This is a genomic window from Amycolatopsis acididurans (genome assembly GCF_012328925.1).
Taxonomy (GTDB): Bacteria; Actinomycetota; Actinomycetes; order Mycobacteriales; family Pseudonocardiaceae; genus Amycolatopsis_E; species Amycolatopsis_E acididurans.
The window spans coordinates 233,305-258,419 of sequence record NZ_JAAXLS010000004.1 but is presented as its reverse complement, the minus strand read 5'-3'; the positions used below and the strand labels follow the sequence as shown (position 1 = coordinate 258,419).

Sequence of the window (25,115 nt, the reverse complement as noted above, 5' to 3'; positions counted from 1 at the left end):
AGAACACCACGCCACGCGCCGCTCACCGGCCACAGTGGACTGAAGCGGCTCGTCCGGGTGGACCGGCGCCTGCCCGCATAGGATCACCGGCTGTGACCCTCGAGTTCTCCGACGACTTCTGCGCCCGCCTGCGCGAGGCACTGCGGCGCACCTCCTACGACGCCGATGGCGTGCTGGCCGCGCTCGGCGGTGCCGCGCACGCCGCACTCGGCCGCAACGAGCCGGAGCCGGCCTACCGCGCCAGCACCGACGCCGGTGAGCTGGGCACCCTGATCCGGCTGTTCCTGCTCGGCGGCAGCGAGCCCGAGGCCGCCGTTCGCGCCGCGCTCGCCCCGCTGCCACTGGAGGACGCGCTCGCGAGCGGGCTGGTGCGCGGGGACGGCGAGCGGATCCGCGCCGGACTCGACGTGCGCCCGCACGGTGACGAGGAAGGCTCCTGGTGGGTGGTCTCCGACCTGGACTCCGACCAGCTGGGTCACGAGGTGCCACCGGATCACGTGCTCGGCGTCGGGCACGCCTCGCTCAGCCTGATCCGCGCCACCATCCGCCGCCCGGTGGGCTCGTTACTCGACCTCGGCACCGGCAACGGCGTGCAGGCGCTGCACGCGGCGCGGCACGCGCAGCACGTGACAGCCACGGACGTTTCGTCACGCGCGCTGGCGCTGGCGGATCTGACGTTCCGGCTCAACGGGCTCGACGTCGAACTGCTGCGCGGCGAGTGGTTCGCGCCCGTCGCGCGCCGGCGGTTCGACCAGATCGTGTGCAATCCGCCGTTCGTGGTCGGCCCGCCCCGCGTCGACTACACCTACCGCGACTCCGGGCTCGCCGGGGACGACGCCTCGGCGCTGGTGGTTCGCCAGCTTCCGGCGTTGCTCAACCCCGGAGGCGTGGGGCAGCTGCTCGCGTCCTGGCTGCACGTGGAAGGCGAGGACTGGGCCGATCGGGTGGCGCGCTGGCTGCCGGCAGGCACGGACGCGTGGTTCGTCCAGCGCGACGTGGCCGATCCCGGCCTGTATGTCGGCACCTGGCTGCGCGACGCGGGCATCGATCCCCGCTCACCCGAGGGCCGCGCGAAGGCGGGCGCGTGGCTGGACTGGTTCGCCGACGAGAAGGTCCGGGGCATCGGGTTCGGATTCGTCACGCTGCGCCGCGCCGAGGTCGAGCACCCGACCGTCGTGTGCGAGGACCTGCGGCAGGCCTATGACGATCCGCTCGGCCCGGAGGCGGGCGCGTGGCTGGACCGGGTCGCCTGGCTGCGCGAGCACGCCGACGACCTGCTGGACACCCGGTTCCGGGTGCCGCCGACGGTGCTGCTGGAACGCATCGACACGCCGGGCGAGGAGGGCTGGCAGACCACGATCCGCCGCCTGCACCGCACCGACGGGCCCGGCTGGCAGCACGAGGTGGACGAACTGGCCGCGGCGCTGCTGGCGGGTTGCCGCGGCGCGCTGCCCCTGTCCGACCTGCTGGAACTGCTCACGATCGCGCACGGCGGCACGGCGGAGGAACTGGCCGGAGCGGCGTTGCCGATGATCCGGGAACTCGTCCGCCACGGGATGATCGAGCCCGTATGAGAGCCGTGGTGGCCAGGGTCACGGAGGCCAGCGTCGTGGTCGACGGTGAGGTCGTCGGCGCCATCGGCGAGCCGGGCCTGCTGGTGCTGCTCGGCGTCCACAAGGACGACACTTCCGACAAAACGGTCGCGATGGCCCGCAAACTTCACGAACTGCGCCTGCTCGACGGCGAGGAGTCGTGCGCGAGCACCGGGGCACCGCTGCTCCTGGTGAGCCAATTCACTCTTTACGGAGATACCCGGAAAGGACGTCGTCCATCCTGGATCGCCGCCGCCCGGCCGGAAGCCGCGGCCACCCTGTTCGACGGCGTGGTGCGTGAACTCCGCGAGCGGGGCGCACGTGTGAGTACCGGCGTGTTCGGCGCGAAAATGGCGGTGCACAGCGTGAACGACGGGCCCTTCACCGTTCTCGTCGAGGTCTAGACCACGCTTCTCAGGAAAACCTCAGGTTTGGTCGAGCAACCGGCCGCATGGTTATTCCGTCCATTCTCCGGGAACACACGGGAACGATTCCGGGGCTTGCCGCGTTGACCCAAGTGTCCAGCCGACGAGCTGGATTCGGGCTCCGAGTTCCACAGGCTCGGGGCACGACGCACAGCCGGTGTGACGCACCAACGTGTCAGCCCGTGACCGGGGAGGCAAACATGTCAGTACAGACTCTCGAGCGTAAGACCGGCCGCTCAAAGCCCGAGCGGCGAATCCCCGAACTCGCGTCCGAGCCGGCCTTCGACTCCAGCGTACCCGCTCAGCCGAGTGTGGACGCCGACCTGGACGCGCAGGGGCCCGCGGCCGACCTGGTCCGTGTCTACCTCAACGGGATCGGCAAGACCGCACTGCTGACCGCCGCCGACGAGGTGGAGCTGGCCAAGCGCATCGAGGCTGGCGTGTTCGCCCAGCACATGCTGGACACCGCCGAGGACCTCACCGACCAGCGCAAGGTCGAGCTCAGGGCGCTCATCCGGGACGGGCACCGCGCGAAGAACCACCTGCTGGAAGCCAACCTGCGGCTGGTCGTCTCGCTCGCCAAGCGCTACACCGGGCGCGGAATGCCGCTGCTGGACCTGATCCAGGAGGGCAACCTCGGCCTGATCCGCGCGGTGGAGAAGTTCGACTACTCCAAGGGGTTCAAGTTCTCCACCTACGCCACCTGGTGGATCCGCCAGGCCATCACCAGGGGCATGGCCGATCAGGGCCGCACCATCCGCCTTCCGGTGCACCTGGTCGAGCAGGTGAACAAGCTCGCGCGCATCAAGCGTGACCTGCACCAGCAGCTGGGCCGCGAGGCCACCAACGAGGAACTGGCCGCCGAGTCGGGTATTCCGGCCGAGAAGGTCTCGGACCTGCTCGACCACGCGCGTGACCCGGTAAGCCTGGACATGCCGGTCGGCACCGAGGAGGACGCCCCGCTGGGCGACTTCATCGAGGACTCCGAGGCCACCGACGCCGAGAGCGCAGTGATCTCCGGCCTGCTGCAGGACGATCTGCGCCGGGTGCTGGCCACCCTCGACGAGCGTGAGCAATCGGTGATCCGGCTGCGCTACGGCCTGGACGACGGGCAGCCGCGCACGCTGGACCAGATCGGCAAGCACTTCGGTCTCTCGCGCGAGCGCGTGCGGCAGATCGAGCGCGAGGTCATGTCGAAGCTCCGGCAGGGCGAGCGCGCCGAGCGGCTGCGGGCCTACGCCAGCTGACGAAAGGCAGGAGGTCACCTCCGGAAGGTGGAGGTGACCTCCCGTTATCGCGGCGCGACGCTTGGTATAACCCGAACGGCGGCGTTGACATATGACTTTCGTCACGGGACGGTCGAAGCAACGCGCACGGGAGAAACACGTCTTCCGTTGTGTGAGCTTCGCGGTAGGTGCTCGGTGCTCCTGTCCGCTTTCCCCGGAAGGTCGGGTCCGTCGGGGTGGGCCCGGCCTTCCGACTATTTTCCGGCCCTTGTGGTTCTTCGCCACACCACACCCGGTGTGACCGCACGCACGCGGTAACGTCTTTGGCTACCCGAACCGCGTGCAGAGGAGCCGTGCGTGACCACCACCCCGCCGTTCAACTACACCGACGTGCTGCCGCTGTCCCCGGACACCGAGACCGAGTACCGCCTCGTGACGCCGGACGGGGTCCGCGTCGTGGAGGCGGGCGGCCGCGAGTTCCTCGAAATCGCCCCCGAGGCGCTGACGAAGCTCGCGAAGACCGCGATCACCGACATCCAGCATCTGCTGCGTTCCTCGCACCTGGCCCAGCTGCGTGCGATCGTGGACGACCCGGAGGCCAGCGGCAACGACCGGTTCGTCGCCATGGACCTGCTGCGCAACGCGGCGATCTCGGCGGGCGGCGTGCTGCCGATGTGCCAGGACACCGGAACCGCGATCGTGATCGGCAAGCGCAGCGAGGGCGTGCTCACCGGCGGCAACGACGAGGAAGCGCTGGCGCGCGGCGTGTTCGACGCCTACCAGGAGCTGAACCTGCGCTACTCGCAGATGGCACCGGTGAACTTCTGGGAAGAGAAGAACACCGGTACGAACCTGCCCGCGCAGATCGAGCTGTATCACCGGGACAACGCTGCCGGTCAGTCCTCTCCGACGTACGAGTTCCTGTTCATGGCCAAGGGTGGCGGCAGCGCCAACAAGACCTTCCTCTACCAGGAGACGAAGGCGGTGCTCAACCCCAAGCGCCTGGCCAAGTTCCTCGACGAGAAGCTGCGCAGCCTGGGCACCGCGGCCTGCCCGCCCTACCACCTGGCGATCGTGGTCGGCGGCATGTCGGCCGAGTTCAACCTCAAGGTCGCCAAGCTCGCCTCGGCCCGCTACCTCGACAACCTGCCCGAGGAGGGTTCCGCGCTCGGGCACGGCTTCCGTGACAAGGACCTCGAAGGCCAGGTGCTGGAGATGACCCGGCAGTTCGGGATCGGCGCGCAGTTCGGCGGCAAGTACTTCTGCCACGACGTGCGCGTGATCCGGCTCCCCCGGCACGGCGCGTCCTGCCCGGTCGGCATCGCGGTGTCCTGCTCGGCCGACCGCCAGGCCAAGGCGAAGATCACCGCCGACGGCGTGTTCATCGAGCAGCTGGAGCGCGACCCGGCGCGGTTCCTGCCGGAGGTCACCGAGGACGACCTGTCCGACGAGGTCGTCAGCGTCGATTTGAACCGGCCGATGGACGAGATCCGCGCCCAGCTCGCGTCGCTGCCGGTCAAGACGCGGCTGTCGCTGACGGGTCCGCTGGTCGTGGCGCGCGACATCGCGCACGCGAAGATCGCGGAGCGGCTCGAGGCGGGCGAGCAGATGCCGCAGTACCTGCGCGACCACCCCGTGTACTACGCCGGCCCGGCCAAGACTCCGGACGGTTACGCGTCCGGTTCGTTCGGGCCGACCACGGCGGGCCGGATGGACTCGTACGTGGCGCAGTTCCAGGCCGCGGGCGGCTCGATGGTGATGCTCGCCAAGGGCAACCGGTCCAAGCAGGTCACCGCGTCGTGTCAGCAGCACGGCGGCTTCTACCTGGGGTCGATCGGTGGTCCCGCGGCGCGCCTGGCGCAGGACTGCATCAAGAAGGTCGACGTGCTGGAGTACCCCGAGCTGGGCATGGAAGCGGTGTGGAAGATCGAGGTCGAGGACTTCCCCGCGTTCATCGTGATCGACGACAAGGGCAACGACTTCTTCGCCGAGACCTCGGAGCCGGTGCTGCAGATCAGCTTCCGCAGCTGAGACAACCACGCGACGAGCGGCCAGGGTGTGCGCACCCTGGCCGCTTGTCGCGTGTCAGCTTCCGGAGCCGACCGGGAACATCCCGGCGAGGCGGTCGAGGGTCTTTTCGATGCCCTCTTTGTTCTTGCGCGGGAAGTGGCTGAGGCTGATCAGGAACGGCACGCGCGCCGTGGACCAGTCGAAGGTCTCGGTCACCCTGGTCCCGCCCTCGACGGGCTCCAGCCGCCAGCGCCAGCGGTGGCCGTTGAAGTGGCGCCACGCGATGAGCCGGTTCTCCTCGAATTCGACCACCGTGTTGAGGATCTTGTACGACGCGCCCATCTTCATGTCCATGCCGAACTTCGAGCCGAGCTCCAGGCGCTGCGGTGCGCCTGCCTGTGCGGCCCGGACGGTGCCGGACCCGTCGAGCAGCGGATGCTTCGACGGGTCCACGAGCAGCTCGAAGATGTTCTCCGGCGCGGTGGCGATCGTCCTGGTTACGGAGACCTGGCGGTTACCCATGCCGGGAGCCTACTCCCTAGTAACCTCGCTTCTCGGAAGTCAGCACGACCTTCCGCTGCCCGAGCGGCGCGGCGAGCGCCACCGACACCAGTGGGTAGCGGATGTCCATCGTGCACATCTGGCCCTGCTTGTTCGACCTGGTCTCCACGAGGTTGACCACGACCTGCGCCAGGGTCTGCTCCTTCACCTCGGCCGACGCCTGGTTGCAGCCGCCCTCCTCCGCACGCAGGTACAGCGACCGGTCGTCGGCTGTGACGAAGACCTCACGCGGGAAGTCCTGGGGCAGCCGCGTCGCGTCGATCTGAGCGGGCGGCACGAGCGTGCTGCCCGCGGGCGCGGTCTGCGAACTGCCGGGCCGCGCCGGCATCGAGGGCACCGTCGGCGCCGGTTCGCTGCTGGTCGTGGGCGCCGTGCCCCCGCCGCCGGGAGACGCGGAGTTCGGCCGCTCCCCGCAGGCCGTGACGGTGACGAGGACGATCCCGATTCCGGCTAGCATTCCTTTCCACCTCATGTGTCCTGGACGGAAGCGCGTCGCGTCCGGGTTGCATGACCGGATGGATGCGGATCCCCGCGCCATACAGTTGGATGTCCCCGTGACCGAACAGCTCAAGCGACGGCTCGGCACCGGCGACGCCGTGGTCATCGGCCTCGGCTCGATGATCGGCGCCGGGGTGTTCGCCGCCTTCGCTCCCGCGGCCCACGCGGCCGGTGCGGGTCTGCTCATCGGGCTCGCGGTGGCCGCGGTCGTGGCCTACTGCAACGCGACGTCCTCGGCCCGGCTCGCCGCGATCTATCCGTCCTCCGGCGGCACCTACGTCTACGGCAGGGAGCGGCTCGGCGAGTTCTGGGGCTACCTCGCGGGCTGGGGGTTCGTCGTCGGCAAGACGGCGAGCTGCGCGGCGATGGCACTGACCGTCGCGCTGTACGTGGCGCCGGGGCTCGCGCGCCCGTGGCAGTCGCTGATCGCGGCGGGCGCGGTGCTGGCGCTGACGGCGCTGAACTACCGGGGCGTACAGCGTTCGGCGCTGGCGACCCGGGTGATCGTGAGCATCACGCTGCTCGTGCTCACGGGTTCGGTGATCGCGATGTTCGTAGCCGGAAACCATTCCACCGCGGGGCTTTCCCTCGCGGCGAATCCGACCGGGATCCTGCAGTCGGCGGGGCTGTTGTTCTTCGCCTTCGCCGGCTACGCGCGCATCGCGACGCTCGGTGAGGAGGTGCGTGATCCGGCGCGCACGATTCCCAGGGCGATCCCGATCGCGCTGGGGCTGACGCTGGTGGTCTACGCCGTGGTCGCGGTCGCGTTGCTGCTGGGCCTCGGGCCGGACGTGCTCGCGTCCACTTCGGACCCCCTCGCGGTCGCGGTGCCGTCCGGGCTCGCGCCGGTGGTGCGGATCGGGGCCGCGATCGCGGCGCTGGGATCGTTGCTGGCGCTGGTGCTCGGGGTGTCCCGGACGACCTTCGCGATGGCCCGCGACGGCCACCTGCCGACCGCGCTCGCCGCGGTGCACCCCCGGTTCGGGGTGCCGCACCGGGCGGAGATCGCGGTCGGCGTGCTGGTCGCGGTACTGGTGTCCTTCGCCGATCTCCGTGGTGCGATCGGCTTTTCGTCGTTCGCTGTGCTGACCTACTACGCGATCGCCAACGCGAGCGCGTTCACCCTCGGCCGCCGCGTGATTCCGGTGGCCGGGCTGATCGGCTGTGTCGTGCTGGCGTTCAGCCTGCCGTTGTCGTCGGTGCTCTCCGGCTTGGTCGTGCTGGCGATCGGCGTGCTGGCTTTCGCCGTCAGGCGAGGTCTTCCCGGTGCAGGGCGGCCCAGCTCACGTAGCTGAACGGCGCCCGCATGCGTCAACCTCGGGTCTTGTCGAGCCTGGTCAGTGCCTCCTCGTACCCGCTGATCAGCTCGGCCATGATCTCCGCGACCGGGCGGACCCGGTCGATGCGCCCGATGATCTGGCCCGCGGGCATCGACACCAGCTGCGGATCGTTCGTCTCGTGCAACCGGTTGTGCGCGGGCGAGACGAGCAGGTTCTGCAGCGGCATCGGCAGCGGCTGCGGCGCTTCGGGTGCGGCCCACGCCTCGGTCCACTTCGTCTTGAGCAGGCGCGCGGGTTTGCCGGTGTAGATCCGGGTGCGCACGGTGTCCGACGATGTGGCGTTGACCAGCGCGGTCTGCATCGCGACCGAACCGGGCATGGTCGTCAGGTACTCCTCCGTGGCCAGCCAGTACGAACCCATCCACGCGCCGGACGCGCCGAGCGCGAGTGCCGCCGCCACCTGGCGTCCCGAGCCGATCCCGCCGGCCGCGAGCACCGGAGCCCGGTCACCGACCGCGTCCACGATCTCCGGAAGCAGCACCATCGACGCGATCTCGCCGGTGTGCCCGCCGGCCTCGTATCCCTGCGCCACAACGAAGTCCACGCCGTTGTTGACGTGCCGTACCGCGTGCTCCGCCTTGCCGGCGAGCGCCGCGACCGGCACCCCGTGCGAGTGTGCCTGCTCGATCACGTCGACCGGGGGCGAACCGAGCGCGTTCGCGATCAGCTTGATCGGGTGCTTGAGCGCGACCTCGACGTGCGAGCGCGCCACCGAGTGCAGCCAGCCCAGCACCCCGGCCCGCTGTTCGGCCTCTTCGGGCAGCTCCGGCACGCCGAGTTCGGCGAGCGTCCGCTCGACGAAAGCCTTGTGCTCCTCGGGAATCAGCTTGTCGAGATCGACCTGGGTGCCCTCGGTCGGGATCTTGGCCGGCATCACGATGTCGACCCCGTAGGGCTTGCCGTCGGTGTTGGCGTCCATCCAGTCCAGCACGCCGTCGAGTTCCGCGGCGTCGTTGAACCGGACGCAGCCCAGTACGCCGAGGCCGCCCGCCTTGCTGATCGCGGCGGCGACATGCTCCGACGGGGTGAAACCGATGATCGGGTACTCGATGCCGAGCCTGTCGCACAGCGCGGTGCGCATACGTTTCCTCCTACTTGGCGGGTTGGTGGGCGGCCGCGTGCCGCTGCGCCCACGGGTAGTCCGGCTTTCCGCTCGGCAGCCGGCCGATCTCCTCGACCACCCACACGCTGCGCGGCACCTTGTACCCGGCGATTTCGGTGCGGACGTGTGCCTCGATCGCGTCGAGATCGGGCTCCTGCCCGTTCCTGGTCTGGATGATCGCGGCGACGCGCTGGCCGAGCCGTTCGTCCGGCACACCGATGACCAGGGCGTCGAACACGTCGGGATGCGATTTCAGCGCGCCCTCGACCTCTTCGGGGAACACCTTCTCGCCGCCGGTGTTGACGCACTGCGAGCCGCGGCCGAGCAGCGTGACCGTGCCGTCCTCCTCGTAGCGCGCGTAGTCGCCGGGGATGACGTAGCGGGCACCGTCGATCTCGGCGAAGATCTTCTTGCTCTTCTCGGGATCCTTGTAGTACCCGACGGGCACGTGCCCGCGCCGCGCGATCCGCCCGGAAGCGCCCGGTTTCCGCTCCACCACACGGTTTTCCTCGTCCAGCAGGACCGCGTCCTTGCCGAAGCTGACCCTGGGGCCCGCGCTGTGGTCGCTGTCCTTGCCGATCATGCCGATGCCGGTGAACCCGCTCTCGGTCGAGCCGATCGCGTCGGTGAGCACGATGTTGGGAAACGCGGCGAGGTACTCCTGCTTGACCGTCTGGGAGAACAGCGCCGCGTGACTGGACACCGCGACCAGCGAGGACGCGTCGTAGCCGGCCTCGTGGTAGGCGTCGATGAGCGGCCGGGCCATCGCGTCGCCGACGATCGTGAGCACCTGGACCTTGTGCTCCACCACGTTGCGCCACACGTCGTGCGCGTCGAACTGCGGCACGAACACCACCGTGCCGCCCGAGAACAGCGCACCGAACGCGGCCCACTGCGCGGCGCCGTGGATCAACGGCGCGGCGGGCAGCCGGACCATGCCGCCTGCCTTGCCCTGCTCGGCCATCGTCCATTCGTCGGGCACGTACTCGCCGGTGACGAAGTCGATGCCGCCGCCGAGTGCGCGCCACACGTCCTCGTGCCGCCACACGACACCCTTGGGGTAGCCGGTGGTGCCGCCGGTGTAGAGCATGTAGATGTCGTCGGCGCTGCGCTCGGCGAAGTCCCGTTCGGGCGAGTTCTCGCTCAGCGCGGTCTCGTAGGCGACCCCGTCGAACGGCTCGTCGCTGCCGTCTTCAACAACTACAACGTGTTTCAGTTTCGGCGCCTCCGGGCGGACCGCGACGACCTTGTCCGAATACTGCCTTTCGTGCACGAGGGCGACGAGATCGGCGTTGTCGAAAAGGTAGCGCAGCTCGCCGTGCACATAGCGGTAGTTGACGTTGATCGCGATGGCGCGGAGCTTGAACGCCGCGAACATCGTCTCGATCATCTCGATCGAGTTTCGCGAGTACACGCCTATGTGGTCACCCTTGCCGACCCCCTGCGCGGCGAGGTGGTGGGCCAGGCGGTTGGCGCGCTGTTCCAGCTGGGCGTAAGTGACCTTCCGTCCGCCGCAAATGACCGCGGTGCGGTCCGGCACGGCGTCGACGGCGTGCTCGAGGAGATCCGCGATGTTGTATGCCACTCAGCCAAAGTAGAACATGTTATCGTTCTGGGCAATGGTGACGGAGGTGGGAATGGCGCACGCGCTAGTTGAACAACGCGGGCACACGCTCGTGGTGACGATGAACCGGCCGGAAGCACGTAATGCCATCACCGGCGAGATGATGGCGATCATGGTCGAGGCCTGGAACCGGGTGGACTCGGATCCTGAGATCCGGTCGTGCATCCTGACCGGTGCGGGTGGCGCGTTCTGCGCCGGAGCCGACCTGAAGTCGATGTCGAAGAACTCGCCGGCCGACAACTTCGAGCGGGGGACGTTCGACCCCAGCCGTATCGAGGGCCTGCTGAAGGGCCGGCGGCTGACCAAGCCCCTGATCGCGGCCGTCGAGGGCGCGGCCATCGCGGGCGGCACCGAGATCCTGCAGGGCACGGACATCCGCGTGGCGGGCGAGAGCGCGAAGTTCGGCGTCTCCGAAGCTCGCTGGGGGCTGTTCCCGCTGGGCGGTTCGGCGGTGCGGCTGCCGAGGCAGATCCCGTACACGGTGGCCGCGGAGATCCTGCTGACCGGCAAACACATCACGGCCGCCGAGGCGAAGGAGATCGGGCTGATCGGGCAGGTCGTGCCGGACGGGACCGCGCTGGACAAGGCACTGGAGATCGCCGGCCAGATCGCGGCCAACGGTCCCCTTGCCGTGCAGGCGATCCTGCGCACCATGCGCGATACGGAGGGCATGCACGAGGAGGAGGCCTTCAAGCTCGATGCCCAGTACGGCCTGAAGGTTTTCCAGTCGCGAGACGCGCGGGAAGGCCCGAAAGCGTTCGCGGAGAAGCGCAAGCCGAACTTCGAAGGCCGCTGAGCCGCGACCGGCGAGGACCCGCCTCGGTCCTCGCCGGTTTTCCCGGCCGGCGAACGTGGTTGCGCGGACAGCGATCGGCGGCGGTGCGGATCGCCTCGCACCGCCGCCCGGACTGCGAACCTAGATCGCCCGCTCGCGGCCTTCCCAGTACGGGTCCCGCAGCTTGCGCTTGTACAGCTTGCCGTTGGGATCGCGGGGCAGCTCGTCCAGATAGTCGATCGACTTGGGCAGCTTGAACTTCGCCAGCCGGGCACGGGCGTACTCCAGCAGTTCCGCGGTGAGCTCCTCGCCCGGCGACACGCCTTCCGCGGGCTGCACGACCGCCTTGATCTCCTCACCCCAGTCCTCGTGCGGCACGCCGAACACGGCGACGTCGGCGACCTTCGGGTGCATCACGAGCTCGTTCTCGATCTCGGCGGGATAGATGTTCACGCCGCCGGAGATGATCATGTCGTTCTTGCGGTCGTGCAGGAACAGGTAGCCGTCCTCGTCCAGATAGCCCACATCGCCGAGCGTGAACAGCTCCCCGACGCGGTTCTTCTGCGTCTTGGCCTTGTCCTTGTGGTACTCGAAGGTCGACGAGCCCATCTTCATGTACACCGCGCCCGGCTGGTTCGGCGGCAGCTCGTTGCCGTCGTCGTCGAGGATCTTCACCACCGAACCCGGCCACGGCAGGCCGACCGAACCCGGTTTCCGCAGCCATTCCTCGCCGCTGATCACCGTGCCGCCGCCCTCGGTGGCCGCGTAGTAGTCCGTCACGACGGGCCCCCACCACTCCAGCATCCGCCGCTTCACCTCGGGCGGGCACGGGGCGGCACCGTGGATCATGTTCCGCAGCGACGAGAGGTCGTAGCGGCCGCGCACCTCGTCCGGCAACGCGAGCAGCCGCCGGAACTGCGTCGGCACCATGTGGCTGTGCGTCACGCGGTGCCGTTCGATCAGCCGCAGCATCTCTTCGGGATCCCAGCGGTCCATCAGCACGACCTTGTGCCCCAGCTGGATGGAGATCGAGGCGAAGTTCAGCACCGCGGTGTGATACAGCGGCGAGCCGCACAGGTGCACGTGGTCGTCGAACGGCTTCAGCCCGAAGATCCCGAAGAACCAGCTGGACGCGGCAGGAACCTCGTCGGGGTCATTGCCGGTCAACGGACGCCGCACACCCTTGGGCTTGCCCGTGGTACCCGACGTGTACAGCATCGGCGAGCCGGCGGTGCGCCGCGCGGGCCGCCCCTCGCCGCCCGTGCCCAGCTCACCGACCGGCCGGAAACCTTCGATCGAGCCCACCGCGAACCGGCCTTCGGCGGGCAGGCCGGCCTCGTCGGCGGCGATCCGGGCCGCCTCGCCGAAGCGTTCGTGCGCCAGCAGCGCCTTCGCTCCGCTGTCGGCGACGATGTAGGCGATCTCGTGGCCGACGAGGTGCCAGTTGACCATCACGACGTAGAGCCCGGACTGGATCGCGGCGAAATAGGCCGCCAGCAGCTCGTGACCGTTGGGCTGCTGGACGACGATCACGTCGCCCGTCTCGAGGCCGAGCTCCTGCAGGCCGCGCGCGTAGGCGTCCGCCTTCGCCGCGAGCTGCCCGTAGCCGACCTCGGTGCCATCGGGGTCGACCACGGCCGTGCGATCCGGCTCGGCCGCAGCGATGTTCCACAGTCCGGTCGTGACGCGCGTTTGCTCCGAGGTCGTCATGGGCTCGAATCTAGAACTTGTTACACATGCGGGCAAGTGCATCTTGCCGCGATTTCGAGAACGTGTTTCACTCCAAATGTGACTACCCCGCTTTCCGCACCGCTCGAAGTGGGCTTCGACTACACGCGTTCGCTCGGGCCGGTGCTCGGGCGCTTCATGACCGGGCTCGCCGAGCGCCGGATCGAAGGCGTGCGGGCCTCCGACGGGCGGGTGCACGTACCCCCTGCCGAATACGATCCGAAGACCGCCGCGCCGCTGACCGAGTTCGTGCCGGTCGGCGACGAGGGCACCGTCGTGTCGTGGTCGTGGATAGCCGAACCTCTCGAAGGCCAGCCGCTGGACCGGCCGTTCGCGTGGGCGCTGATCAAGCTCGACGGCGCCGACACGTCGATGCTGCACGCGGTGGACGTGGGCAGCCCGGACCAGATCCACACCGGACTGCGCGTGCGCGTCCGGTGGGCCGATCAGCGTGTCGGGCACATCCGGGACATCGCCTACTTCGTGCCCGTCGGCGCACCGGACGGGAGCGCGCCGGAACCACCTCCCTCGGGCGAGGACGGCGTCATGATCACCCCGGTGCACCTGCACTACCAGCATTCCGCGTCACCGGAGGAAAGCCGGTACCTGCGCGGGCTCGCCGAGGGCAAGCCGATCGGGCAGCGCTGCCCCGCGTGCGGCAAGGTCTACATCCCGCCGCGCGGCGCGTGCCCCACCGACGGCGTGCCGACGTCGGAAGAGGTCGAACTTCCCGACACCGGCATCGTGACCACGTTCTGCATCGTCAACGTGCCGTTCCTCGGGCAGCGCATCAAACCGCCTTACGTGGCGGCCTACATCCTGCTCGAGGGCGCCGACATCGCCTTCCTGCACCTCGTGCTCGGCTGTGACGCCTCCGAGGTGCGCATGGGGATGCGGGTGCGCGCGGCGTGGAAACCCCGCGAGGAGTGGAAGCCGAGCCTGGAGAACATCAGTCATTTCGAGCCGACCGGCGAGCCGGACGCGCCGTATGAGTCCTACGCCCACCACCTGTGAGAGGTGCTCTGATGCAAGACGTCGCCGTCGTCGCGTTCGCGCAGGCGCCCCACGTGCGCCGCACCGAGGGCACCACCAACGGTGTGGAGATGCTCGTGCCCATCTTCGCCGATGTTTTCGGCCAGACGGGTCTGACCAAAAAGGACATCGGGTTCTGGTGCTCGGGCTCCTCGGACTACCTGGCGGGCCGCGCGTTCTCGTTCATCTCCGCGATCGACGCGATCGGCGCCTTCCCGCCGATCCACGAATCGCACGTGGAGATGGACGCCGCGTGGGCGCTGTACGAGGCGTGGCTCAAGGTCCGGATGGGCGAGGTGGATACCGCGCTCGTCTACGGCTTCGGCAAGTCCTCGGCCGGTGAACTGCGCCGGGTCCTGTCGTTGCAGCTCGATCCGTACACGGTCGCCCCGTTGTGGCCCGATTCGATCAGCATCGCCGGTATCCAGGCCAGGATGGGGCTCGACGCCGGCCTGTGGAGCGAGAAGGACCTCGCGGAGGTCGCCGCGCGCAGCCGCGGCGTGGACATGGCGGGACTGCTGGACGCGCCGTATGTCGCGGATCCGTTGCGGGCACACGACATCGCGCCGATCACCGACGGCGCGTCCGTGGTGATCCTCGCCTCGGCCGAGCGCGCGAAGGACCTTGCCGAACGCCCCGCCGTGATCACCGGCATCGAGCACCGCGTGGACACACCCGTGCTCGGCGCGCGCGATCTGACCCGCGCCCCCTCGGCGGAGGCCGCGGGCAGGGCGGCGGGCGCGGACGGCGTGGAGGTCGCCGAACTCCACGCGCCGTTCAGCCACCAGGAGCTGATCCTGCGCTCCGCACTCGGACTCGACGAGCGGGTGCGGATCAACCCCTCGGGCGGCGCCCTCACGGGCAACCCGATGTTCGCGGCGGGCCTGTCCCGGATCGGCGAGGCGGCGAAGGAGATCTTCGCCGGCCGCGCGAACCGCGTGCTCGCGCACGCCACCAGCGGGCCCGCTCTGCAACAGAATCTCGTCGCGGTCATGGAGGGACTCGACTGATGGGCAAACAGCGCACCGCGGTGCTCGGGACCGGGCAGACGCATCACCGCTCCAAGCGCACCGACGTGTCCATGCCCGGCCTGCTGCGCGAGGCCATCGACCGCGCGATGGCCGACGCCGAGGTCGACTGGCCCGACATCGACGCGGTCGTGATCGGCAAGGCGCCGGACCTGTTCGAAGGCGTGATGATGCCGGAGCTGTTCCTCGCCGACTCCCTGGGAGCCACGGGGAAACCGCTCCTGCGGGTGCACACCGCCGGTTCGGTGGGCGGCTCCACGGCGTTGGTCGCGGCATCGCTCATCCAGGCCGGAGTGCACCGGCGCGTGCTCACGGTCGCGTACGAGAAACAGTCCGAGTCGAACGCGATGTGGGCACTGTCGATCACACCCCCGTTCACGATGCCGGTCGGCGCGGGCGCGGGCGGGTACTTCGCCCCGCACGTCCGGTCCTACATCCGCCGTTCGGGCGCGCCGGAACACATCGGCGCGATCGTGGCGGCGAAGGACCGGCGCAACGGCGCGTTGAACCCCTATGCGCACCTGCGGCAATCCGACATCACGGTGGAGTCGGTGCAGAAATCGCAGATGCTCTGGGACCCGATCCGCTACGACGAGACCTGCCCGTCCTCGGATGGTGCGTGCGCGATGGTGCTCGGTGACGAAGCGGCCGGAGACGCTGTGCGTGGTGGTGCGGCGTGGGTTCAGGCTACCGCGATGCGCACGGAACCGACAACTTTCGCCGGACGCGATCAGGTGAATCCGCAAGCAGGCCAGGACGCCGCCGCCGCGCTGTGGCACGAGGCAGGCATCACCGATCCTCTGTCCGAAGTGGACACAGCGGAGATCTACGTGCCGTTCTCCTGGTTCGAGCCCATGTGGCTGGAGAACCTCGGCTTCATGCCCGAAGGCGAGGGCTGGAAGCTCACCGAGGCAGGCGAGACCGCGCTCGGCGGGCGGCTGCCGGTCAACCCCTCCGGGGGCGTGCTCTCCTCCAATCCCATTGGCGCGTCCGGGATGTTGCGGTTCTCCGAGGCCGCCAAGCAGGTCATGGGCCGGGCCGGCGACTACCAGGTCGACGGTGCCCGTCGCGCGCTCGGCCATGCCTACGGCGGCGGCTCGCAGTACTTCTCGATGTGGGTCGTCGGCGCGGAGAAACCCTAAGCAGGGGAAGGAAAACCACCGACCTGCCGCTCGTAGGCCGCGGCCGCGCGCAGGCAGGTCGCGTCGTCGAACCGCCTGCCGACGATCATCAGTCCCGTCGGCAGGCCGTTCACGAGCCCCGCCGGCACCGAGATCGCCGGATGCCCGCTCGCGTCGAACGGCGCGGTGTTGCCGACCATGCTCAGTGCGTTGTCCATGCGTTGCTCGCGGGTGGCATCCGGGCCCGGGAGCGGGCGCGCGACGTAGGGAACCGTGGGCAGCACGAGCACGTCGTGCTCGGCCAGCGCCGCGTCGTAGGCCGCCCGCAGGTCCCAGGCGAGTTCGCGGGCCATCGCGTAGTGCCGCATGTCGTAGCGTTGCGCGGCGAAAGCGCCGGTGAGGATCATCGTCTTGAGCGTGTCCGACATCTCGTTCGCGTGCTCACGCATGCCCCGCGCGAAATGCACCATCAGCTCCGGGTCGTAACGCCCGGCCACGTTCATGCCGTAGCCGTGACCGTCGATCATCTGCCGCGCGGTGCCGTCGGTGCCGATGACGGTCCACACGTCGAGCCCGTCCCGGTGCCACGGCACGCTCACCTCGGCCACCACGGCGCCCGCGGCCGCCAGCTGGTCGATCGCCGCCCGCACCGCGTCGTCCACCCCGGGTTCGGACATGGGCAGCCCGAACCCCTCGGTGAGCACGCCGACGCGTAGCCCGCGAATGTCTTGTTCGGTGGCGGAAAGGTAGTCCTGCGGCTCGGGAGTGCGGTACTGCCGCGAGTCGTAGCCGTCGTCGCCCGCGAGCACGCTCAGCAACAACGCCGCGTCGCGCACCGTCCTGGTCATCGGGCCGAGGTGGTCGATCGTGGTCTCGATCGGGAACGCGCCGGTGTAAGGAACGAGCCCGTGCGTGGGTTTGTGTCCCACGATGCCGCAGAAGGCGGCCGGCATCCGCACCGAGCCACCCTGGTCGCCGCCGATCGCGAGCTGGGTTTCTCCCGCCGCCAGCAACGCCGCGTTGCCCGACGACGAGCCGCCCGCGTGCCGGGTGCGGTCCCACGGGTTCAGCACCGGGCCGCAGCAGGAGGTGAAACTGGAGCCCGAATAGCACAGGTCCTCGCACACGGATTTGCCGACGACCGTGCCGCCGGCGGCGAGCACGCGGCTGACCACCGCTGCGTCCCGGCTCGGCACGAAACCTTCCACCGCACGGGATCCGTTGGCCATCGGCACTCCGGCGACCGCGATGTTGTCCTTGATGACGACCTCGCGACCGCTCAGTGGCCCCTCGCCGGTGGGCGCGATCGAGGTGCGCACGTACCACGCACCGAGCGGGTTCTCCTGGGGCCATTCGTAGCGGCGTTCCGGCGGCAACGGCGCCGACCACAGCCGCTCGACGGCCTCGTGCGCGGCGAGATTGCCTTGCACGAGGCCGGAGAACGACTTCAGGTCCGCGTCGTCGAATCGGAATCCGTAGCGATCGGCGATCGCACGCAGTTCTTCGATACTGGGCGGGACGACGGCCATCGGGCACCTCCTGCCTGCGAAGCTCGGTAGGAGGCGAGCGTAGGCCTATTCGTAGGCGACCTGGTAGTGCTTGATGCCGTTGAGCCAGCCCGAGCGCAGCCGGTCCGGCGGCGCCAGCTCGCGGATGTTCGGCATCTCGTCGGCGATCGCGTTGAAGATCAGGTCGATCTCCAGGCGTGCCAGGTTCGCCCCGATGCAGTAGTGCGAGCCGGTGCCGCCGAACCCGACGTGCGGATTGTCCTCGCGCATGATGTCGAACTTCTCCGGATGGTCGAACACTTCCGGATCGAAGTTGGCCGAGCTGTAGAACATGCCGACCCGGTCGCCGCGTTTGATCTGCTGCCCGCCGAGTTCGGTGTCGGCCATCGCGGTGCGCTGGAACGCGATCACCGGCGTGGCCCAGCGGACGATCTCGTCCGGCGCGGTCTTGGGCCGCTTCTCCTTGTACAGCTCCCACTGGTCCGGGTTGTCGAGGAAGGCCTTCATGCCGTGCGTGATCGCGTTGCGGGTGGTTTCGTTGCCCGCCACGGAAAGCAGGATGACGAAGAAGCCGAACTCCTCGGAGTTGAGCGATTCGCCGTCGACGTCGGCATGGACGAGCTTGGTGACGATGTCGTCCATCGGGCACTTGCGGCGTTCCTCGGCCATGTTCCACGCGTAGCCGACCAGCTCCGCCGAGGCCGCGATCGGCTCGACCTGGTACTCCGGGTCGTCGTAGCCGATCATCTGGTTGGACCAGTCGAAGATCTTGCCGCGGTCCTCCTGCGGAATCCCGATCAGCTCGGCGATGGCCTGCAGCGGCAGCTCGCACGCGACGTCCTGGACGAAGTCGCCGGAGCCCCTCTTTCTCGCCGCGTGCACGATCCGCGCGGCGCGGTCGCGCAACGTGTCCTCGAGCTTGTTGATCGCGCGCGGGGTGAAGCCCTTCGAGACGATGCGGCGCAGCTTGGTGTGCTGCGGGGCGTCCATATTGAGGAGCACGAGCCGGTTGGCGTTCATGCCCTCCTCGGTCATGGTCTCGTCGAACCGGATGATCGCGAGCTTCTCCTGCGAGGAGAACAGCTCACTGTCGCGGGACACCGTCTTGACGTCCTCCAGGCGCGTCACCACCCAGAAGCCGTCGTCATGGAACCCGGCCAGATTGTGCGGCTGGGGATTCCACCAGACCGGGGCCGTGCGGCGCAGCTCGGCGAACTCTTCGAGCGGCAGCCGCTGCGCGTACAGATCGGGGTCGGTGAAGTCGAAACCTGCGGGGATCATCGGTGCTGCCACGGCTACCTCCAGGAGCGCCACATCCTCGTGGAACACGTTCTAGAGCAGATTGAAGCATACGGTGTTAACTAAAGGAAGGGGTTTAGTGATACCTGTTTACTTACTCGATTAGGATCTTGAAACTACTGGTAGAACGCACACTCTCGGACGGTAGCCGAATGGCAGCTCACCTGCGGCTCGGTTGTCTTGTACTGAAACTTGTTCTACTTTGACAGTCAACGAGAGGAAGGAGAGCGCGGTGGGTGATCCCGTCATCGTCGAGGCCGTGCGGACCCCGATCGGCAAGCGCCGTGGTTGGTTGTCCGGGTTGCACGCGGCGGAGCTGCTCGGTGGGGCGCAGGCTGGGCTGCTGGAGCGGGCCGGTCTCGATCCGGCACTGGTCGAGCAGGTGATCGGCGGCTGTGTCACGCAAGCGGGCGAGCAGGCGGGCAACGTCACCCGCACCGCGTGGCTGCATGCCGGACTGCCGGAAGCAACGGGCGCGACGACGATCGACGCGCAGTGCGGGTCGGCGCAGCAGGCGACGCATCTGATCGCGGGGCTCATCGCCGCGGGCACGATCGACATCGGCATGTCGTGCGGCGTCGAGGCGATGTCCCGGGTGCCGCTCGGCGCGAACGTCGGTGTCGACGTCGGGAAGCCGAGGCCGGACTCGTGGGCTGTCGATATGCCGAACCAGTACGGTGCCGCGGAACGGATCGCGGAGCGGCGCGGACTGACGCGGGAGGACGTCGACCGGTTCGGCGTGGCGTCGCAGCAGAAGGCGGCTGCCGCGTGGGCGGAGTCGCGTTTCGACCGGGAAATCGTGCCGGTGAAGACGCCGGACGGGCTGGTGAGCAAGGACCAGGGCCTGCGCGAGACGACGATGGAGGGGCTGGCCGGTTTGAAGCCGGTGCTCGACGGCGGGATGCACACGGCGGGTACTTCGTCGCAGATTTCCGATGGCGCGTCGGCGGTGCTGCTGATGGACGCGGCGCGGGCGCGTGAGCTGGGCCTGCGGCCACGGGCGCGGCTGCGGGCGCAGGCGCTGGTCGGCGCCGAGCCGTATTACCACCTCGATGGGCCGGTCCAGGCGACCGAACGCGTACTGGCGAAGGCGGGCATGAAGATCGGCGACGTGGACTTGTTCGAGGTGAACGAGGCGTTCGCGTCGGTCGTGCTGTCGTGGCAGCAGGTGCACGAGCCCGACCCGGCACGCGTGAACGTCAACGGCGGCGCGATCGCGTTGGGACACCCGGTCGGCAGCACGGGCACCCGCCTGCTCACCACCGCTCTGCACGAACTGGAACGACGCGACCAGACGACCGCCCTGGTGACAATGTGCGCCGGCGGTGCCTTGTCGACGGCAACCATCCTGGAGCGGTTGTAGCGCGCTGAGATGGTCGGCCCGCGGCAGGTCGGCGGCCCGAGCACCCTCGGCCCGCCGACCGCCGCGAGCCGCCCCGGCTGACGGCGTCGCGTGCTGGCGTGCTGACGTGGTCGCGTGCTGAAGCCGTGGCTCCGGCCCGGGGCGGCCGGGGCTCGCTGCGGCGAAACTTCCGTGCGGCTCCGCCGCCGACTGGCCCACGCGCTTCAGCGGAACTCCCGCCGCGACGCCCGACGCTCCATGGCAGACCGCTCCACAGCAGGATGGCCGCCGTCCGGCCAGCGCTGCAGGACCTTGCCGCCACAGGCCAGCGGTTCACGCCGACCTCCGCCACCATCGGCCCAGCGCCCCATGACGGAGCCTCGGCCGCCGCACCCGCCGCTTCACGGCAGGGCCCCGGCCATCCGGCCAGCGCCCCACGGCAACCGCTCCGCGGCAGGGCATCCGCCGCTATGCAGCCAGCGCCTGACGACTGGCCTCCCGCCGCCACGCCCACCGCTCCACGGCAGGTGCCTCGGCCGCCATCCGGCCAGCGCCCCACCGCAGGACTTCCACCGCCATCGGGCCTTCGCTCCGTAGCGGAGCCTCGTGACCGCCGGGCCCTTCATTGCCATCTGGCCGCCGCCGCAGGCCGTCAGCCAGCGGCCCGCCACAGGCGACACCGCTCCGCGTCGGTGCGGGCTGCCGGCAATCACGCGCCGCCTCCATCACTTGGCGCACGCACCGGTCGCCGCCGCGATGGCTTCCCGCATTCGTCAGTCGCCGCGAGCCTCTGGATCAAGACACTCGACGAAAACCCTCGTGTGGCCGCCCGCGAGGACTCGAGCAAACTCGGGTCGCGACGTCGCCGCCGCGCGGCCAGAGCTACGCGCGCGCCTTCGCCGCGTCGTAGCGGGTGCGGGCGGCCGTCACATCGGGCACCTGGGCTTCGACGAACTCGATGAGATCCCGCAGCTTCTCGGCAAGAGCGCGACCACTCAAGGTGAGGCTGTACTCGACGCGCGGCGGAATCGTCGGCTCCGCCTCGCGGTGCACGAAACCGTCGCGTTCGAGTGCCTGGAGGGTCTGCGCCAGCATCTTCTCGCTGACGCCGTCCACCTTGCGCCGCAACGCGTTGAACCGGAACGGACCCTCGGCCAGCGCGGCGAGCGCGAGCGTCCCCCAGCGCCCCGTCACGTGCTCGAGGATGCCGCGCGAGGTGCATGCGCGTGCGAACACGTCCGCGATCAACCGGTCGTGCTCCAGTTCCGCGCCGTCCTCTTCGGACGGGGCGGGCGAGGTCGCCGGACTGGCCATGCTTCCAAAATACCGTTCCCACAGCACCGTTCAATGTGACCACACTTACTCCTAGTTGGCACTTTCGAAAAGTTAGTACTAACTTCGAAGGAGTAGCACGGAGTGAAGGAGTCACGCATGATCGTCGTTACCGCCGCGAACGGCCAGCTCGGCCGTCTCGTCGTCGAGGGCCTGAAGGCCACGGTCCCCGCCGGCCAGATTGTGGCCGCTGTCCGCTCGCCCGAGAAGGCAGCTGACCTGGGTGTCGCGGTTCGCAAGGCCGACTACAACCAGCCGGAAACGCTTGCTGCCGCGCTCGAAGGCGCCGACAAGGTCCTGCTCATTTCCGGTAGCGAGGTGGGCAAGCGCGTCGAGCAGCACGAAGCGGTCGTACGGGCCGCGCAGAAGGCGGGCGTCCAACACCTCGTATACACCAGCGCGCCGAAGGCCGACACCAGTCCGCTGATCCTCGCGCCAGAACACAAGGCGACCGAGGAACTCATCCGCGAGTCCGGTTTGCCGTTCACGATTCTGCGGAACGGCTGGTACAACGAGAACTACCTGCCGACCATCGAGCAGGCGCTGCGCACCGGCGGTTTTGTCGGCAGCGCCGGTCACGGCCGCGTCGCCAGCGCAGCACGGGCGGATTTCGCCGCCGCCGCGGTCGAGATCCTCACCTCGACCGGACATGAGAACAAAACCTACGAACTCTCCGGCGACGACTCGTGGACCTACGACGAGCTCGCGGCCGCGATCGCCAAGGCATCCGGTAAGACGATCACCTACACCGATCTCGGCCCCGAACAGCACAAGGCCGCCCTGATCGAGGCGAGCCTGCCGGAAGCAACGGCGCAGTTCGTCGTGGCGCTCGACGGTGACACGAAGGCCGGCCTGCTCGGCGACGTGACCGGCGAGCTGCGTGCCCTCATCGGCCACGCCACGACCCCGATCGCCGACACGATCGCCTCGGCGGTCTGACCGCCGGAGGTGCCCACGCACCGTCGTGGGCACCCGGCCACCGCATGGCCGGCTCAGGCGCCCGGCAAGGCAGGCATGCAGGACCGACAACCACACAACCGTCCATTTCGAACAAGCCCGTAACCGCACGTCGTTGGCCTCACCCGTCGCATGCCGCTTGGCGCTGCTCCGATGCTCGGGTCAATGTGTGACGGGCACCACGCACCCTCCTGCGTCGCGCCGCCCCGTCGGGTTGTGCTTGACTTTCCGCCATGCTCTCCGAGGACGGCAGGTGTTCTGTGCAGGACGCCGAACTGTTCGTGCGGCGTCTCGGGGACGGTCCGCCGTTGCTGATGATCGCGGGCGGGATCGGCTCCGCGGACAGTTACATCGCACTCGCCGAACGTCTTGGCGAGGCCTACTCCGTACTTGTCTACGACCGCCGGGGGCATTTCCGCAGCACCGGCGGCGGGCCGCTGAGCGTGGAACGGCACGCCGATGACGCCCGCGCCGTGATCGAGCACTTCGGGTACGGCAAAGCGCTCGTGTTCGGCAGCAGCGCGGGTGCGCAGATCGCGCTCGCGCTCGCGACGCGGCATCCCGAAGCCGTGGACGGACTCGTCGCGCACGAGCCACCGGCCGTGCGACTGCTGCCCGACGCGGAAGAATGGCTCGAGTTCGCGACGGAACAGGCGACGAGCGACGACCTGGTGGGCGCTTTCAAGAACTTTCTCCGCTCGATCGCCGGTGCCGCGTTGCCCGATTTGAAGACGGTCCGGCTACCGAACGAGAACGAGTGGCGGACGTTGTTCGCCCGTGAGCTCGTCGGCTTCTATGACTACCTTCCCGACGTGGATGCGTTGCGTGGCGCTCAAGTGCCGCTCGTGCTCGCCGCGGGAGAGGGCAGCCGCGGTTACTATCACTATCGACCGGCGCGGTCGCTGGCACTGGAACTCGGTTTGCCATTCGTGGAAATGCCCGGCGCGCATTTGGCACCTCAGCGGAATCCGAAGGCCTTCGCGACGGCACTCGACGAACTGCTCACCGACCTGCTCGCCTGATTCGCGGGCACCAGCTAAACCGCCAAGAGAGTTGTACTCTGGTTGTAGCGGCCGGTGTCATCCTCCCCAGTTTCACATCGGTCGCGCTCCGGCGCACACTCCCCCTCGAGCGCCGGGGCGAACGGCCCCCAGGCCGCGCCTTTCCTCCCCCAGTTCGGCGCCGTCTGGGGGTCCCTCGCTCTGTTACGGATGGCTTGTGCCCGATGGCGCTCGCACCCGCTACCACTCGGTCGGATCTGCCGTGGTAAGTGCCGCCTTCGCAACATTCTTCCGACGCGGCCCCAGCGTTCGGGACGACTCCTCGCGGCCGAACCGCGCAGACGCCGGGGCATGCGTTGGGCGAGTGCGTCGCCCGGCGGCTCGCGCTCGAAGGTGCATTGGCACACCGTTCCGTGCGACCGGATGCTCGTGCCGCCGTCACGTTCGCCGCCGACCTCGGCCGGCGTCAGAATCCCCAACTCGGGGCGACCGATTCGACGCATGGCGTAACACAATCTTCCGCCATACGCATACGACGGCAATTTTCAGATCGGAAATCGTCAACGCAATTATCGCGATTTCACCTGTCAATTCCGCAGTAAATCGCGCCGTTATCCGCTCATCCTGATTCAAGATCGCAGCCCGGAACCGACCGTCGCCGGAAAGGGCGGCATCCGAGGAATCGGGCCGGGCTGTGCATCCAGCCCGATTCCTCGAGCTCGTCGCGCCACCACACGAGCCGTACTCGTCGCGCAGAGTCTCGGCGGATGCCACCGTCCGCGCCTTGCGCCGGACTCGATCGCCGCCCCTCGCAAGAGCTCAGTCCGGTCACGCCACGCCTGCCCGAGCGGCGTACGGAATACTCCATAAAGGACAGTCACTCGCGCTGTGTCCCAGACGAAGAGTCCGCCGCTCCACCCGGGGCCGACCGTGTCACCTGCCGCCACCACCACCAACGTCTACGGTCAGCTGGTTTACGCCCACCGCCGCGTACTCCTCGCAGGTCGGCGCCAACGTCGCACGGTACGCACGGGGGTGACCTCGAATTCTCCGTTCACCTTCCCGACACAGCCACGATGTCCCCTGTTCGGAACTCGGCCGCGTTCCGAACAGGGTGGCATCGCGTCGGCGTTAGGCAAGGCATCGCCATCGCGTTCCTCAAGTCACAATCCTCACAGGCGGCAGGTACCTCGGCGCGTCGAGCGCGCTCGCGCGACCTCATCACTCAATCACACCACTCCCTTCGATGAAGTAGATTGCACCGTCATCCGACCTCTTGGTATCGCACCGTTCCCAGCACACTGTTCGGCTCAGCGAACTGGGAATTCACGTCCGGCCATGGCCAGCAGACCGGGCACCGGACGCGACCCGAGGTCGGCGCGACCGGTACGCAGGCTGCCCCGCACTCCGCGAGCCCAAAGGTGCGCCCCTGGGCGTGGAGGCGAGAAGTGTTGTGGGCGCGGACCTTGTGCACCAGGTGCCGCGAAAACACTCCCGGCCAAGCATGGTCAGCATCTGCCCGCTGCACCGGCACGATCATGTCCAGCCGGATCACACCGCCGTCCCTGACCAAGTCGTCCCGTGGATACGGAACGAACCGCGCGCACAGCTCCA

20 protein-coding genes are annotated in these 25,115 nt (G+C 68.8%); 12 read left to right on the top strand and 8 right to left on the bottom strand.

Annotated elements, in window-relative coordinates; all coding sequences use genetic code 11:
* The first annotated feature begins 92 nt into the window (after positions 1-92).
* From HFP15_RS09595 to HFP15_RS09580, 4 genes are all read left to right on the top strand, one after another.
* Positions 93-1,574, top strand: coding sequence for a DUF7782 domain-containing protein (locus HFP15_RS09595; RefSeq protein WP_168513755.1), 1,482 nt, complete (start codon positions 93-95; stop codon positions 1,572-1,574).
* Positions 1,571-1,996 carry a D-aminoacyl-tRNA deacylase gene (dtd, locus tag HFP15_RS09590; RefSeq protein ID WP_168513753.1) on the top strand — a complete coding sequence of 142 codons (426 nt, stop codon included), beginning with the start codon at positions 1,571-1,573 and terminating at the stop codon, positions 1,994-1,996. The genes HFP15_RS09595 and dtd overlap by 4 nt, the downstream gene beginning before the upstream one ends.
* Positions 1,997-2,217: 221 nt before the next feature.
* Positions 2,218-3,264: a sigma-70 family RNA polymerase sigma factor gene (locus HFP15_RS09585; protein ID WP_168513751.1), complete on the top strand. Its 1,047-nt coding sequence runs from the start codon at positions 2,218-2,220 to the stop codon at positions 3,262-3,264.
* Between the two features lie 336 nt (positions 3,265-3,600).
* Positions 3,601-5,274, top strand: a complete 1,674-nt coding sequence (locus tag HFP15_RS09580; RefSeq protein ID WP_168513749.1) for a fumarate hydratase — start codon at positions 3,601-3,603, stop codon at positions 5,272-5,274.
* Between the two features lie 54 nt (positions 5,275-5,328).
* Here the strand turns inward: HFP15_RS09580 and HFP15_RS09575 are convergent, their stop codons facing one another.
* Entirely contained in the window at positions 5,329-5,775 is a 447-nt protein-coding gene (locus HFP15_RS09575) for an SRPBCC family protein (RefSeq protein ID WP_168513747.1), read from the bottom strand.
* Positions 5,776-5,791: 16 nt separating this feature from the next.
* Positions 5,792-6,271 carry a hypothetical protein gene (locus HFP15_RS09570; RefSeq protein WP_168513745.1) on the bottom strand — a complete coding sequence of 160 codons (480 nt, stop codon included), beginning with the start codon at positions 6,269-6,271 and terminating at the stop codon, positions 5,792-5,794.
* A 160-nt stretch (positions 6,272-6,431) separates the two neighbouring features.
* On the opposite strand from HFP15_RS09570, the gene HFP15_RS09565 reads away from it, so the two are divergent.
* Positions 6,432-7,607: an APC family permease gene (locus tag HFP15_RS09565; RefSeq protein WP_246271575.1), complete on the top strand. Its 1,176-nt coding sequence runs from the start codon at positions 6,432-6,434 to the stop codon at positions 7,605-7,607.
* Between the two features lie 16 nt (positions 7,608-7,623).
* On the opposite strand, the gene HFP15_RS09560 is transcribed toward HFP15_RS09565, so the two are convergent.
* Positions 7,624-8,733 (bottom strand): NAD(P)H-dependent flavin oxidoreductase, encoded by a 1,110-nt coding sequence (locus HFP15_RS09560; RefSeq protein WP_168513741.1) that lies wholly within the window; start codon positions 8,731-8,733, stop codon positions 7,624-7,626.
* A 10-nt stretch (positions 8,734-8,743) separates the two neighbouring features.
* Positions 8,744-10,339 (bottom strand): acyl-CoA synthetase, encoded by a 1,596-nt coding sequence (locus HFP15_RS09555; protein ID WP_168513739.1) that lies wholly within the window; start codon positions 10,337-10,339, stop codon positions 8,744-8,746.
* 46 nt (positions 10,340-10,385) lie between these two features.
* Between HFP15_RS09555 and HFP15_RS09550 the strand changes: the two genes are divergently transcribed.
* Positions 10,386-11,174 carry a crotonase/enoyl-CoA hydratase family protein gene (locus tag HFP15_RS09550; protein WP_168513968.1) on the top strand — a complete coding sequence of 263 codons (789 nt, stop codon included), beginning with the start codon at positions 10,386-10,388 and terminating at the stop codon, positions 11,172-11,174.
* A gap of 120 nt (positions 11,175-11,294) precedes the next feature.
* Here the strand turns inward: HFP15_RS09550 and HFP15_RS09545 are convergent, their stop codons facing one another.
* The gene (locus HFP15_RS09545; RefSeq protein ID WP_168513737.1) at positions 11,295-12,863 is read right to left on the bottom strand and encodes an acyl-CoA synthetase; all 1,569 of its coding nucleotides are present in this window, start codon (positions 12,861-12,863) and stop codon (positions 11,295-11,297) included.
* 78 nt (positions 12,864-12,941) lie between these two features.
* On the opposite strand from HFP15_RS09545, the gene HFP15_RS09540 reads away from it, so the two are divergent.
* Genes HFP15_RS09540 through HFP15_RS09530 form a run of 3 tightly spaced genes read left to right on the top strand, consistent with a single transcriptional unit; the run spans position 12,942 to position 16,083 of the window.
* Positions 12,942-13,895, top strand: a complete 954-nt coding sequence (locus HFP15_RS09540) for a Zn-ribbon domain-containing OB-fold protein (protein WP_168513735.1) — start codon at positions 12,942-12,944, stop codon at positions 13,893-13,895.
* 11 nt (positions 13,896-13,906) lie between these two features.
* Complete coding sequence (locus tag HFP15_RS09535) at positions 13,907-14,923, top strand: thiolase family protein (protein WP_168513733.1); 1,017 nt, start codon at positions 13,907-13,909, stop codon at positions 14,921-14,923.
* Complete coding sequence (locus HFP15_RS09530; RefSeq protein WP_168513731.1) at positions 14,923-16,083, top strand: thiolase family protein; 1,161 nt, start codon at positions 14,923-14,925, stop codon at positions 16,081-16,083. Before HFP15_RS09535 ends, HFP15_RS09530 begins: the two co-directional genes overlap by 1 nt.
* Here HFP15_RS09530 and HFP15_RS09525 read toward each other — a convergent pair.
* Together HFP15_RS09525 and HFP15_RS09520 are read right to left on the bottom strand one after the other, a co-directional pair.
* Positions 16,080-17,591, bottom strand: coding sequence for an amidase (locus HFP15_RS09525; RefSeq protein WP_168513729.1), 1,512 nt, complete (start codon positions 17,589-17,591; stop codon positions 16,080-16,082). The two genes, HFP15_RS09530 and HFP15_RS09525, sit on opposite strands and share 4 nt — an antisense overlap.
* A 45-nt stretch (positions 17,592-17,636) precedes the next feature.
* On the bottom strand, positions 17,637-18,863 hold the full coding sequence (locus HFP15_RS09520; RefSeq protein ID WP_168513727.1) for a cytochrome P450: 1,227 nt from the start codon (positions 18,861-18,863) through the stop codon (positions 17,637-17,639).
* A gap of 238 nt (positions 18,864-19,101) precedes the next feature.
* On the opposite strand from HFP15_RS09520, the gene HFP15_RS09515 reads away from it, so the two are divergent.
* Positions 19,102-20,232 (top strand): steroid 3-ketoacyl-CoA thiolase, encoded by a 1,131-nt coding sequence (locus HFP15_RS09515; protein ID WP_168513725.1) that lies wholly within the window; start codon positions 19,102-19,104, stop codon positions 20,230-20,232.
* A gap of 861 nt (positions 20,233-21,093) precedes the next feature.
* On the opposite strand, the gene HFP15_RS09510 is transcribed toward HFP15_RS09515, so the two are convergent.
* Positions 21,094-21,525, bottom strand: a complete 432-nt coding sequence (locus tag HFP15_RS09510) for a winged helix-turn-helix transcriptional regulator (RefSeq protein WP_168513723.1) — start codon at positions 21,523-21,525, stop codon at positions 21,094-21,096.
* A gap of 117 nt (positions 21,526-21,642) precedes the next feature.
* Between HFP15_RS09510 and HFP15_RS09505 the strand changes: the two genes are divergently transcribed.
* The gene (locus HFP15_RS09505; protein ID WP_168513721.1) at positions 21,643-22,482 is read left to right on the top strand and encodes an SDR family oxidoreductase; all 840 of its coding nucleotides are present in this window, start codon (positions 21,643-21,645) and stop codon (positions 22,480-22,482) included.
* A 251-nt stretch (positions 22,483-22,733) separates the two neighbouring features.
* Positions 22,734-23,522, top strand: coding sequence for an alpha/beta fold hydrolase (locus tag HFP15_RS09500; RefSeq protein ID WP_168513719.1), 789 nt, complete (start codon positions 22,734-22,736; stop codon positions 23,520-23,522).
* The last annotated feature ends 1,593 nt before the right edge of the window (positions 23,523-25,115 follow it).